This window comes from Streptomyces sp. NPDC059002, from assembly GCF_042740435.1.
Classification (GTDB): Bacteria; Actinomycetota; Actinomycetes; order Streptomycetales; family Streptomycetaceae; genus Streptomyces.
The window spans coordinates 107,172-119,980 of the sequence record NZ_JBHYJI010000028.1; the positions used below are offsets into that span (position 1 = coordinate 107,172).

Here is a 12,809-nt window from a genome sequence, read left to right on the forward strand (position 1 = left end):
CCGTCACGGCGAGATCTGTTTGAGCAGCTGCTCGTGCTCGTCCTCGGGGACCTGTTCGCCCGAGGACGGCAGGAGCTGCGGGACGCCGTCGACGATCGGATAGCGGCGGCGCAGCCGGGGGTTGTACAGGGCCTCTTCCGGTACGAGGGGCTCCGCCGGGCTCAGGAGATGCAGCGGGCCCTTGTCCAGCGGGCAGGCGAGGATCTTCAGCAGCGGGTCGTCGGGATTCATCCGCTCGTCAACTCCTTCGTGGGGGAGGCGGGTTGGGGTGCCGTGCCGTCGTGCTTCGGCATGGCGAGGAGGACGGACACGGCGAGGACCGTGCCCGCGATCCGCAGCGCGAGCCGCACCGGTTCGTGCGGCAGCGCCTCGCCGAACGCCAGCGTCCCCAGTACCGCGGTGAACAGCGACGTAACCGTCGTGCACACCGGGACGATGAGGGAGGCCCGGCAGCGCTGGAGCGCCGCCTGCGACATGATCAGGCCGAACGCGCCGGTGAACAGCAGCAGATACGGGTACGGCGAGCGCAGCAGATCGACCAGCGCGCCGCCGATGCCCTGCGTCGTCAGATAGCTGGAGACACCCTTGATGGCCAGCGAGCTCACGCCGTACAGCAGGCCCACCGCGACGCCGTACTCGACGCCCGCCGTCGGCATCCGGTGGCGGTGCTTCGCGCGGCGCTCCGCGGAGCCGTACAGCCAGACGCCCGCCGCGAGCGACGGCAGGCACACCGTGAGGACCAGCGGCACGGGCGCGCCGCGGCCGACCGTGTCGGAGTTCTCGCTCAGCGACAGGACGACCATCAGGAGCGCGAGGAGGATCGCGCCGACCGCGTAGCGCTCGCGGCCCGAGGTCTGTTCGCCGAGGAGGACCGAGGAGAGGAGCAGGAGCAGGACGAGGCCCGACACGAAGATGCCCTGCGCCGCGGCGATCGGCAGCGTGCGGTAGACCGCGAGCTGCGCGCCGAAGCCCGCGGCGAGCGCCAGGGAGCCGCCGATCCACAGGGGGCTGCCGAGCACTTGCCGCAGCAGACGGGCCGGACTGCGGACGCTGACCGACGGCATCGCCGTCAACGCCCGCTTCTCCAGGACGAATCCGGTGCTGTAGAGCACGTTCGCGAGCAGTGCCGCGGCCACACCCCACCACATGGGGCTCAAGTCCTTCGGGCGTGCAGCAGCAGGATCGAGGCGGCGCTCGGCACGGCGCAGGCCAGCCGGTCAAGAGCGCGCAGCGGGCGTGGCACGCCGTGGAAGGGCGCGCCGCTGACACGGACCACGTCGAAGCCGGCCGCCGTCACGAACTCCCGCAGCGCGCGGGCCGTGTACAGCCGCAGATGGCCCACGACCTCCGTGCCCGGGCGGCCGTGGATGCCGCGCAGGCTCACCTCGGAGAAGACGGGCTGGACGCCGGCCAGGAGCAGGCCGCGGTTGTACCAGGCGGCGAGGTTCGGGGTGGACAGCATGAGGTGCCCGCCCGGCGCGAGGACCCTGCGCAGTTCGTCGAGCGCGCTGTCCGGGTCGACCAGGTGCTCGATCACCTCGCTGAACAGGACGGCGTCGGCCGCCCCGGTCGCGAACGGCAGCCCGCCGTCGGTGAGTTCGCCCCGTACGACATGGGAGAGGTGGGCGTTCGCCCGCCGCAGCGCGTCCTGGGACCAGTCGACGCCGATGACGCGGTGGCCCGCCAGAAGGGGGGCGGCGGTGGCCGCGGCCGTGCCGTCGCCGCAGCCGATGTCCAGGATGGTGGCGGGAGTGGCACGGGAGGTGGCGGGGCCGAGCGCGGTGGCCAGGATGCGGGCCTGGCGCAGGCTGCGGGCCGCGCCCGACGCGACCGGGACCGACGGGTTCTCGTAGAAGTCGCGCAGGCCCGCGGGGCGCCTCGTGGCTGCCGCTGTCACTGGTGTCACCGGCCCTCCTCGGTGTGTTCCGTCGCATGCAGATAGTGCTCGAAGAGGTCGCGTAGATGGGCGCCGTCGCCGTGGCTCAGCAGCGTCTTCGACCAGCGCAGGGCCAGGTGCAGACGGCCCGCGGTGGACGCGGTCGTCACGGTGAGGCCCCGGGGGAGGCGGGCGGGCGCGGAGAACCACACGGCGTGCGCGCGGCCCGCGTCGCCGAAGTCCAGGGCGTACGGAACACGGCCGATGTTGCTCAGGAGCGTGGTCGACGTCCAGGGTGCGGCCGCCCGGCGCAGGCCCCTGGTGAGGGCCGCCCGGAAGGTGACGGGGAGGACGGGAGCGGTGAGGAGCGCGGCGCCGTGGCCGAGTTGGGGGCGGGACAGGGCCTTGAGGGCGCGGGTGCGGTCGGAGGTGCGGCGCAGGAGGTCGCGGATCGACTCCGGCGTCCAGTCGTGCGCCGACAACTCCGCGGCGGCGAACGGCACTTCGACCAGGCGTGTGCCGTTTCCGATCGGCATGGTGGCGTCGCGGGGCCTGTCGTCCACGGGCATCGTGATGCGGAACGGGCGCGGGGCGGCGCCGTGTTCGCGGTTCCAGTGGGCGATCATCAGGGCCGTGGCGACCATGAGCTGGTCGTTGACGGTGAAGGGGGAGCCCTTGGGGCGGCGGGGGACGGGAAGCTCCGCCACGAGCATGCTGTTGCCGGGAATGGGGTCTCCCCTGCTCGAACGTAGTTGAGAGCTTGGGGAAGGCTCCGGGGAGCCCTTGGCGACTCGTGCGGGCGGGGACCAGCCGGAGGGCGTGTCAGGCGGTGGGGGCGGCTGCTCCTGGGTGTTGGTGTCGGGGGTGCGGGAGGGTGGCGCCGCCGGGGAGTTGTCCTTGCCGCCGTAGAGTTCGGCGGCCGTGGCCAGGACGCGCAGGCACGCCGGGCCGTCCAGGGCCGTGTGGTTGATCGTGAGGAAGAGGACGGATCCCCGGTCCTCCGCGCGCCCGCTCTCCGCCGCCTCCGGGGCGGATCCGGCCGCCGGTGGGGGTTCGGCCGCCACGACTTCCAGGCGGATGGGCGGTGATGCCGCGAGCGGGGGCGCCGACGACAGGGCGCGTTCGCGGGCCCGTTTCAGTGCGTCCGGCTCCGGGGGCGGGAAGGTGACCGGCTCGGTGTCCGGTGCCGGGGTCAGTTCCCACTCGTAGCGGCGGCGGTACCACGGGCCCCGGGCCTCGCGCATGAGGATGCGCGGGTGACGGCGCAGGGCCTCGTGGAAGGCGGCGCGGAGGCGGTCCGGGTCCGGGGTGCCCGGCAGATGGACCTCGATGTGGACGGTCTCGGGTTCCTCTTCCTGGAGACAGTGCCGGGAGACCTCGTCGACCACGGGGAACGGCACGCGTGTGGGCGGGCGTTCGGGATCTTCCGCGTGGCGTGCCGGGTGGTCGAGTGCGGTCATGTGTCCTTCCCCGTCGTCCTGGTGGTCGCCGTCCGTTGCCTGCGGCGCGGGAAGCGGATCGTGGCCCGGCCCGGTGGGGCCGGTTCGGGTTGGGCGGAGGCCGGGCCCCGGGCCGAGACCGTGGGGCCCGCCGGGCCGTTGTCGCCCCGTTTGCGCTGGGGGAGCGGGGGTGGTGGCTGGGTGCCCAGGTCCCGGTCGGGGCCCAGGGGCAGGGTGGCGGTGGAGGGTCCCGACGGGGCGTACGGAGGGGGCTCGGGCGCCGGGCCGCCGGGGCCTTCGCGGCCTTCTGGACCTTCGGGGCCTCCAGGGCCGTACTCCAACGTATCCGCGGCGCGGGACGGTGTCTCCTCCCGCACCGTGACCAGCGCCGCGAACAGGGCGATGAGCGCGAGGAGTTGGGCCGCCGGACCGAACGCCCCCTCGTCGTCCGTGATGGACCCGCCCGCACCGGTCGCCGCCGCGATGCCCGCTCCCGCCATCGCCAGGAAGGCGATCGGCACGAGCAGGGCGTGGCGGCGCCAGGCGAGCAGGGCGAGGGCCGGGACCAGGAGGGCGAAGGGGCCCGCGACGACCGCGGCGATCAGCGTGAGGGCCACCGTGCCGAGGAGGGGGCCGGGCGCGGGCGGGGCGGGCGTGGGACCGTCCGGGTTGGGGTCGCGGCGGCGGACGAAGGCCAGGCCGATCAGGGCGAGGACGCCGACTCCGGCCAGGATCAGGCCGATCTCGTAGGTCTGCGACGGCTCGTAGGTGAGTTTGATCGTGCCGCCCTCGCCCTTGGGGACCAGCCAGCCCTGCTGCCAGCCGTCCAGGCGCAGGGAGGTCAGCTCCTTGCCGTTGAGCGTGGCCTTCCAGCCGTCGTTCACGTTCTCGTACGTCGTGAGGTACGAGGCCGCTCCCGCGCCGACCTTCAGTTCGCGGCGGTCGCCGAGCCAGTCGTCGACCTCCAGGTCACGGGACGCCTTGTCGGGCCGTCCCGGGGTGCCGCGGGTGAGGGACGCGTCCATGACGACGAGCGGGCCCGCGTCGCCGGTCTCCACGCTGTGCGCTCCCGCGTCGAGGCGGGTGACGGGGTTCTTCTTGCCCTCCTGGCAGAGCGTGATGTCGATGGGGCGGCGGTCGGTGAGGTCGCGGACCTTGCCCTTGGCGCTCGTCTCGAACAGTTCGCCGTCGATCGACATCGTCGGGCCCTGGCCGCAGGGCAGGCTGAAGGTGTCGGTGGGGTCGGGCCGGGGGGTGCGGTACTTGTCCAGGGCCGGGATGTAGACCTCGGTCAGGCCCACGGGGAGCTGGAGGTTGTCGTCCGCCACCGGGTTGTGCACCGTGAGCGGCGCCGTCTCCGTGATGGTGATGTCCATCTCGTCCGTGGTGATCGGGGCGAAGCGGGCGTTGCCGTTCTCGTCGACGCCCGCGGTCGCCGCGCCGTCCGGCGAGCTGATCTCGATCTTCTGGGGGCGGGTGGAGAGGCCGCCCGCCGCGGGCAGCACGATCTCGCCGACCGGCTGTTTGCCGGGCCACTTGAGGTGGATCACCGGGCGGTTGTCGGAGCCCGCGATCCAGCCCGTCGTGAGGTCGCCGTCCGTGAGGTTGCGCGGGGACAGGTCGCCGCCCAGCTTGGCGGTGGAGTCCGACGTCGCGATGATCTGCTGCTGTTGTTCGGGGGCCACCTTGTAGAGCAGCTCGTCCAGTTCGTCGCCCGGCAGGGCCACCGCGCTCGCCTTCACGCGGTACGAGCCGTCGGCCGGTGTCGTGAAGCGGCGGTGCAGGCCCGACTCGGTGTTCACCGGTGAGAGGGCGCCGGGGTCGGCGGAGCGGTGCAGGGAGTAGGTGGTGGCCGCGGAGGTCGACTTCTCGGCGTCCGTGGGGAGTTGGAGGAGCTTGGTGATCCGTACGTCGGGGATGCTGATCTCGGCGAAGCCCGCGCCCGTCAGGCCGGGGCGGGCCTTCTGGGTGTCCAGGATCGTGATCTTGATCCAGTCCGTGGCGCCCGCGGGGGCCTTGATGCGCTGGGTCAGGCCGTTGGGCTGGAGGTTGCTCGTGGCGCTGCCCTTGCTGGTCTCCACGCGCACCCGGGTGGGCGCCGCGCGCACGCCTTCCTGGGGCAGCGGGGTGACGCGGAACGAGGACGGCACGGAGATCGCGGAGTTGAACTCGGCCTTGAGCCATTCCCCCTTCGCCGAACCGGCGTTGCCCTCCGCCCAGGCCGTGGCCGGGTTGCCGTCGAAGGCGTTCACCGGGTCGTACTGCGGCAGATGGAAGAGCCAGTTGCCGTAGGACGAGGCCGTCACGGACTTCGCGCCGCGCAGCTCCGCCGTCGTCTGGTGCTCGATGCCCTTGGTGGGCAGGATCTGGTGCGGCTTCTTGCCGGGATCCTGGAGGGCGTCGACGGCGTTCCGCTCGCTGCGGGTGTACGTGTACGACGTATTGGAGTTGACCAGGCCGAAGCGCGTGTCGGCGCGGCGCAGGCCGTCACCGACCGCCTGCAGCCCCGGCGTGCCGATCCCGGGGTGGTTGTCGCCGGTCAGGACCGTCGGGCGGTCGCGCATCGCGGGGTCGGCGGAGAGCGGCAGCAGGGACTCGGGGCCGCCGCTGACCACCGCCGTGTTGGACACCGGCTTCAGGCCCGCCTGGCCGGGGCGCTCGGCGCCGGATCCCGGGGCGTAGATCTCCACGGCGCGCTGGCGCGGGTAGAGGCCCTCCACCTGGACCGGGGTGTCGTCGGCGATCTTCCCGTCGGTCTCGGTCGGGCCGAAGCCCGTGACGCGGCGGAACCCCGACTCCTCAAGCGTGCGCTTGACGGTCGCGGTCGGGACATGGCCGATCTGGTCGGGGTCGAGGTCGTTGCGTACGACGACGTAGTACAGGCCCGCGCGGGTCAAGTAGTCGCGCAGGCCCGGCACTTCGGCGCCGGTCGCAAGGGCCTGCTCGACCGCGTCCATGGCGCGGCGGTTGCCCGGCGTGCCGAACGGCACGTAGTCGCGCTGCGCCCAGCGGGACTCGGCGAGCACGTCGAGGGGCTGGTCGATGGGCGAGCCCCAGGTGTAGATGCCGTGCGCGGTGGCGGGCACGACGAGGGCGCGCGAGTCGGGGGAGTACTTCTCCAGCCAGTCGGCCGTGGTCTGCCAGTACGTGGGGAGCTTCTGGAACGAACCCGGCTGCAGGATCGAGCCGTTGAGGTACGGCCAGGCGAGGCCGGGCAGCACGAGGACCGCGGCGATCAGCGGCGCGTAGCGGCGGCCGCGCACCGGGCGCGCGCCGCGGGCCTGGGCGGCGACGCCGACCAGGTGCATCAGGCCGAGGACGAGTGCGAGGGCCAGGCCCGTCTGGAACTTGTAGATGTTGCGGAACGGGACGAGCCCGCCGTTCAGCCAGGACTGCACCGTCCCGTGGAAGGGGGCGCCGAACGCCCCGCCGTATCCGGCGAGGGTGATCAGGACGACGGAGAGCACCGTCAGGACCAGCCAGCGGCGCTCCGGCAGGTCGCGGCGGGCCAGGCCCGCGAGGCCGATGGCGGCCGCGAGCGCCGAGCAGACGATCGTGACGACGGCCGTCGCCACCGTCCAGCCCGCGGGCAGCCACGCCTCGCCGAAGTGCAGATACGCGACCCAGTTGCCGGCGCCGCGCAGCGTCTCGGTGGCCGACATCGTGCCCGTCGTGGTGGCCGAATTCTCCACGTACGGAAGGAAGTTCTCGCCGTAGATGCCGAGCATCAGGAGCGGGACGACCCACCAGGCCGTGGCCAGGACGACGCCCGGCACCCACCAGGTGATCAGTTTGCGTTTGCGCGGTCCGTTCGGCCGGGAGAGCAGATAGAGGCCCACGGGCAGCAGCGAGGCGAGGGTCGCCGCCGCGTTCACGCCGCCCATGAACGGGATGATCAGCGCCGAGCGGCAGGCCGCGAGGCGGGCGCTGATCCGCTCGTCGGTGAGCGGGAGCAGCACCCAGGGAAGGAACGCGCCGGGCAGCGCGGCCGCCGACGTCGAGCCGACGACGACGGTGAACGTCGGCCACAGCGCGTACGCGACCGCGCCGAGCAGCCGGCTGGGGCGGCTGCCGATGCCCAGGCGTTCGGCGAGGCGCAGCGCGCCCCAGAAGGCCGTCGCCACGATCAGCGAGAGCCAGAGCCGTTCGGCGAGCCACACCGGCAGCTGCACGATCTTCGCAAGGCCGTAGAACGGCAGCATCGGGAACGTGTAGCCGACGTACTGGTCCTGGATCCCGCCGAAGCCGCCCCTGTCGTGCCACAGCTGGCCGAGGTCGGAGAGGAACTGCCAGGGGTCGACGGCGACACCGAGCTTGGTGTCGAACGTCATCCGTCCCGGTTTCACCGCGAGGAACAGCACGAACACCACGGCCCAGAACCCCAGGAGCCAGCGCCGCGAGCGCGGACCGCCCGAGGGTTCGGGCGCTTCGGCCGTGGGTGTGACGGCCGCCGGGGGTGGGGCCTGGACCGTGGTCATGGACACCGCCTGAGGATGAGGAGGAGGTTCCAGGTGGCGAACTCGCGCACGCCCGGCACCTTGGTGATGGCACCGGCCAGGAACGGCCAGTAGCGGGAGCGTGCCGACACCACGTCCACGTCGTCGCGGGCCCGCACCTGGCGCAGGGTCGCTCCGACGTGGTGGGCGTAGAGGTTCTCGCCGAGAGTGTGCTTGGCGGCCTTGCCGGTACGTCGTTGATAGCGGGCGCGGGCCCGTTCGGCGCCCAGGTAGTGCCAGGGCGCCCACTCGTGACCGCCCCACGGGGAGAGCCAGTTGGTGAACGAGACATAGATCAGGCCGCCCGGCCGGGTGACCCTGACCAGCTCGCTCAGGAACGTCTGCGGGTCGTCGACGTGCTCCAGGACGTTCGAGGAGAACGTGACGTCGGCGACGCCGTCCGCCAGCGGCAGCAGATAGCCGTCCGCGACGACCGACCCCTCGGGCGGCTTGGCGCTGCCCTTTGCCGACGGCGCTGCCATCTCCGCGAGGTCCGGCTCGAAGAGAAAGGCCTGCGCGCCGCGCCGCCGGAACTCCTCGGTGAAGTAGCCGCCACCGCCGCCGACATCGACGACGACCCGGCCCTTCACCGGCACGTACGCCTCGACCTGGTCGGCGGCGTCGCGGGCGAGCAGGGTGTAGCAGTGCTCCGGATCCCGCTGTTCGCGCAGGAAGGCCCGGAAGAGGGTGACGGAGCGCCGCAGCGAGGGGTCCTTCACGCAGACCCCTGGGGTGCCTGCGCCAGCGCGACGGCCTCCATCGCCACCGCCTGGAACTGCCGGACCGTATGGGACCAGCGGAACTGCGCGGCACGCTCGCCCGCGGCCTTGCCGAAGGTCTCGCGCCGCTCGGTGCTCAGTGCCAGGGTGCACCACGCGGCGGCGAACGAGCTCTCGCCGCGGGCCAGCAGGCCGGTGACGCCGTCCTCTATGGCGTCGCGTACGCCGGGGACGTCGAAGCCGATCGAGGGTGTCGAGCGCGTCGCCGCCTCGGTGATGACCAGGCCCCAGCCCTCCACGGCCGACGGGTGGAGCAGCAGCCAGGCCTCACAGAGCAGCCGGTGCTTCTCCGCCTCGGAGACACGGCCCCTGAACTCCACGCCGGGACCCGCCAGTTGTTCGAGGCGGTCGCGCTCGGGCCCGTCTCCCACGATCACGAGCCGGCCGCCCGTGACCGGCCTGACTCGCTCCCACAGCCGCAGGAGCAGATCGATCCGCTTGTACTCGACGAGGCGCCCCATCGCGAGGAACATCGGCTCGTCGGAGCGGGCGTGCAGCGGTCCCGGCTCCTCGACGCCGTTGGGCACGATGCGGATCCGCTCCCGCTCGACCCCGATCGCCCGCAGGGCGGTGGCCGTCGACGGCGATACGGCCACCAGGAGATTGCCGCGCTGCGCGCCCGAGAGCGCCCAGTGCTCAAGTCTTCGGCCGAGCCTGGCCGCGGGGGCGAGCGCGCCCTGGAAGCGCATCCCCCACAGGTCGGTGTGGACGTGGTTGACCAGACAGAGGGTGGGGCCGCGGTGCCACAGCGGCGCCAGGTACGGCATGCCGTTGCAGACCTCGACGAGCAGGTCGCAGTCGCCCACCTGCCGGGCGAAGGCGGAGCGCGCCCGCAGATAGTGGCCGAGGTCGCCGCCCGCGGAGACCACGCGGTAGTCGCGGTAGGCGGCGGGACCCCCGCACAGCAGGGTGACCTGGTGGCCCTGCTTGCTGAGCCCGTCGGCGAGCCGGTCGACGAGGAGTTCGGAGCCGCCCGCGGCCGGATTGCCGAGGTCGCGGTGGGCGAGGAAGACGATCCTGCGCGGTTGTGGGGGAGGCGCGGGAAGGCGCTCCGCGCGGCGTGGGGAGGCCGCGCGCAGCGAGGACGGTACGTGCTGGGGCATACGTGCTCCAACTCGTCTCAGGGTGCGGAACTGTGGGGGGCGGTCGGGCGGAACGGTCCTGCGGTGCTGGTGCCCGGCACTGCTTCTCGTGCTGCCGGGCCGTGCTGCCGGGCGGGCCGCGAAACCGTGGGGGTGGTTCTGCGGAAGTGCTCTGCTCGGCCTGTGCGGGGCGGTGCGCGGACTGTGCTCGGGTGGGGTGGACAGTTTTCGCCGCCGCGTTCGGCGCGGCTACTCACGGAGGTGACAATTTCCGGGCTTTTAGGAGCTGACGTCTCATCACATCGTGGTGCGTTGCAGGGCGGTTGGGGACGTATCAGGATTCGGACTGCCCGACTCCGCCGCTTCACCGTCCCTTCCAGGACCGTTTGCCCCGTCGTCGCCCCGCCCCCGCACGACCAGGACGATTCCGGCCAGCGCGAGCACCGCGCCGAGGCCCACCGTGATCAGCGGAAGCGTCTCGCCGACCAGTTCAAGGCGGGTGTTGTCGTCGTCGGCGAGCTTCACCTGGGCCTTCTGCGTGGCCGGTGTGAACGCGATCCGCTCGCTGTCGAGCAGCACCGTCGAGTCCTTGTCGGAGCCCGGCGCGCGCAGGGTCTTGCGCGGCCCGATCGCGGCGTAGAGGATCCGGCCGGTGCGCTGGTCCGCGACGAGTTCGATGGCGTGGTTGGCGTAGTACTCGTCGGCCATCACCTGGCTCTTCCTCGGCTGCCCGACCAGCCGCCCCGGCACCTGGCGCGTGCCCGTCTTGGTGGCCTTCACGGAGCCGGTGAAGCGGTAACCCTCGTGGCCCTGGATCTTCTTGGTGCCCCGGTAGGCGAGCGGCACCGTCGCCCCCAGCGTGTTGTCCCACCAGCGGTAGGACCGCTTCTCCAGGTCGAAGGGGAACTTCAGGTACGCCTCGCCCTCGAAGTACGGCTCCTCGCCGCAGCAGTGCACCGGCGCGTTGGTCTTGCGGTCGGTGACCCAGCGCTCCAGCGTCCACTGCAGCGAGTCGTGCGGATCGGCCGCGGGCAGCGAGGAGTCGGGATCCACGGACGTGGACACGTCCCAGATCGCGCGCCCGCTGTCCTCGCTGTCCGCGACGTCGCCGCGGACCTGCCGGGTGATCGTGAGGTCCTTGTCGTGGACCGTCTTGATCTTCTCCGTGTCGAAGTAACTCCCCTTGCCCTTGAACACGGTGATCACGTCGATGTCGATCGGGGTGCGTTTCGCGCGTGGCTCCACGTACCAGGCGAGCATCGGTGCGAGGACCAGAAGGAATGCGCCAAGACCGAGGAGGATCAGGGAGAGCGGCGAAGCGGTGCGGCGCATGGGGGTCACTCCTGGGCTGAGGGCGGGAGAGTGTTACCGAGCCGTATGGGCCGGGAACCGTAGGCGCACCCTTGACGCAGTGTCAATGGATTGCAGAGACTGGGCACTTGCCGGACGGGGCCCGGCACGCACCGTGCGACCAGGACCGCGAACGACACGGCCGGGCGCACACCAGGACCGTGTGACCAGGGTGGGGACGACCTCCGACCGAGAGGCTGACCCTCGCATGCACCGACTGCTCGCCGCTTCACTCACCGTCGCCGCCGGGGCGCTGCTCGCCGTGGGCGCCGCGCTCGGAGTCGTCGCGCTCCTCAACGCCACGCCGGACCAGCCCAATACGCCACTGGTGCACTACGAGACCCCCGCACGGGGGCAGTGAATGACCGTGGCCGCGACCGACACCGAGACCGTGCACGCCGCCGACGGCCAGGACTGCGGCGCGGGCCGCTCCGCCTGGCGCGACGTGCCGCCCGTGCAGGTGCGGCAGTTCGCCGCGCTCGCCATGGAGGAGGTGCCCGCGCTCGCCCAGGACATCCTGCGCGAGATCCGCGCCGAGTACCCGGGCCTGCCCGTCGTCCTCGACGACTCCGGCGAACCGATGGCACTCATCGGCATCCGCCGCGCCCTCGAAGGCTTCGTCAAGGAGATCGCATCTCAGGAGGGGCGCCCCCGCTACCACCTGGAGGTCTTCCAGGAGTTCGGCCGCGGCGAGGGACTGCACGGGCGCAGCCTCGACTCGCTCCAGGCGATCTATAGGCTCGGCGTGCGCCTGGCCTGGCGCCGCCTCGCCGAGATCGGCCAGCAGATCGAGATCCCGCCGCCCGCCATGTACGAACTCGCCGAGTCGGGCTTCGAGTACCTGGACGGCCTCGTCGACCAGTCCGTACGCGGATACGCCGAGGCCGCGGCGCGCGAGGCGGGCGAACGGCTGCGCCTGCAACGGAAGTTGATGGAACTGCTGCTCACGGAGCGGCGCCCCGACGGCGGGGGCGGACCGGTCCAGGGAGCCGGTGCGGCCCCCCTCCCCGGCGCGCGGCAGGGACAAGGGCCCGCGGCGGGATCGGCGCACGGGGCCCTCGGCAACGGACTCGGCGAGCGCGCCGCACGCGTCGGCTGGCAACTGCCCGAACGCGTCGCCGTGGGCGTCCTGCTGCGCCCCGCGCGCGAGGCCGTCGCACCCGCCGTCGGACAGGGCGTCCTGCTCGACATGGAGGCCGAGCAGCCCCGCATGGTCGTGCCCGACCCGGACGCCGCGGGCCGCCCCGAGCTGCTGCGCCGCGCCATGGCCGGCTGGTCGGGCGCCATCGGCCCGCCCGTGCCGCTCGCCGACGCCGCGAAGTCGCTGCGCTGGGCCGAGGCGGCGGTACGCCTCATGGAACGCGGCCTGCTGCCCACGGGCGAGGTCCTGCACTGCACCGAGCACACCGAGGCGCTCGTCCTCCTCCAGCCCGAGGAACTCATCGAGGACCTGGCCCGCCGCTGCCTCGCCCCCCTCGCGCACTGCGGCCCCGCCCACGGCCGCCGCCTGGCCGAGACGCTCCTCGCCTGGCTGGAAACCCGCGGCGGCGCCCCCGAGGTGGCGGCCCGCCTGGGCGTCCACCCCCAGACCGTCCGCTACCGCCTGCGCCAGATCAGGGAGCTGTGGGGCGACGAGGTCGACGACCCGGACCGCCGCTTCGAGCTGGAACTGGTGCTGAGGGCGCGTCGCTTGAGGGGGCAGTTGGGCCGGGCGTAGCGCCCCGTAAGGGGCGCGGGGAACTGCGCGAGCAACCACAGAAAAAGCCGCAGTCGCGTCTGCCTGGATC

At 72.6% G+C, this 12,809-nt stretch carries 10 protein-coding genes; 2 read left to right on the plus strand and 8 right to left on the minus strand.

Features of this window, described 5'->3' with window-relative positions; all coding sequences use genetic code 11:
- Window positions 1-3: 3 nt before the first annotated feature.
- The 8 genes from ACFWZ2_RS24610 to ACFWZ2_RS24645 all read right to left on the minus strand — a co-directional run bounded on the left by ACFWZ2_RS24610 (window position 4) and on the right by ACFWZ2_RS24645 (window position 11,004).
- Window positions 4-231: a Trm112 family protein gene (locus ACFWZ2_RS24610; RefSeq protein ID WP_384549048.1), complete on the minus strand. Its 228-nt coding sequence runs from the start codon at window positions 229-231 to the stop codon at window positions 4-6.
- Window positions 228-1,136 carry a hypothetical protein gene (locus tag ACFWZ2_RS24615; RefSeq protein WP_384549078.1) on the minus strand — a complete coding sequence of 303 codons (909 nt, stop codon included), beginning with the start codon at window positions 1,134-1,136 and terminating at the stop codon, window positions 228-230. Before ACFWZ2_RS24615 ends, ACFWZ2_RS24610 begins: the two co-directional genes overlap by 4 nt.
- A gap of 17 nt (window positions 1,137-1,153) precedes the next feature.
- Window positions 1,154-1,906: a class I SAM-dependent methyltransferase gene (locus ACFWZ2_RS24620; RefSeq protein ID WP_384549050.1), complete on the minus strand. Its 753-nt coding sequence runs from the start codon at window positions 1,904-1,906 to the stop codon at window positions 1,154-1,156.
- Window positions 1,903-3,336 (minus strand): condensation protein, encoded by a 1,434-nt coding sequence (locus tag ACFWZ2_RS24625; RefSeq protein ID WP_384549052.1) that lies wholly within the window; start codon window positions 3,334-3,336, stop codon window positions 1,903-1,905. The genes ACFWZ2_RS24620 and ACFWZ2_RS24625 overlap by 4 nt, the downstream gene beginning before the upstream one ends.
- Entirely contained in the window at window positions 3,333-7,793 is a 4,461-nt protein-coding gene (locus ACFWZ2_RS24630) for an alpha-(1->3)-arabinofuranosyltransferase family protein (protein WP_384549054.1), read from the minus strand. The genes ACFWZ2_RS24625 and ACFWZ2_RS24630 overlap by 4 nt, the downstream gene beginning before the upstream one ends.
- The gene (locus ACFWZ2_RS24635) at window positions 7,790-8,530 is read right to left on the minus strand and encodes a class I SAM-dependent methyltransferase (protein WP_384549056.1); all 741 of its coding nucleotides are present in this window, start codon (window positions 8,528-8,530) and stop codon (window positions 7,790-7,792) included. Before ACFWZ2_RS24635 ends, ACFWZ2_RS24630 begins: the two co-directional genes overlap by 4 nt.
- Complete coding sequence (locus ACFWZ2_RS24640; protein ID WP_384549058.1) at window positions 8,527-9,693, minus strand: glycosyltransferase family 4 protein; 1,167 nt, start codon at window positions 9,691-9,693, stop codon at window positions 8,527-8,529. Before ACFWZ2_RS24640 ends, ACFWZ2_RS24635 begins: the two co-directional genes overlap by 4 nt.
- Before the next feature lie 276 nt (window positions 9,694-9,969).
- Entirely contained in the window at window positions 9,970-11,004 is a 1,035-nt protein-coding gene (locus ACFWZ2_RS24645) for a DUF3068 domain-containing protein (RefSeq protein ID WP_384549060.1), read from the minus strand.
- A gap of 226 nt (window positions 11,005-11,230) precedes the next feature.
- Between ACFWZ2_RS24645 and ACFWZ2_RS24650 the strand changes: the two genes are divergently transcribed.
- Window positions 11,231-11,383, plus strand: coding sequence for a hypothetical protein (locus tag ACFWZ2_RS24650; protein ID WP_384549062.1), 153 nt, complete (start codon window positions 11,231-11,233; stop codon window positions 11,381-11,383).
- Window positions 11,384-12,739 carry a helix-turn-helix domain-containing protein gene (locus ACFWZ2_RS24655; RefSeq protein WP_384549064.1) on the plus strand — a complete coding sequence of 452 codons (1,356 nt, stop codon included), beginning with the start codon at window positions 11,384-11,386 and terminating at the stop codon, window positions 12,737-12,739.
- The last annotated feature ends 70 nt before the right edge of the window (window positions 12,740-12,809 follow it).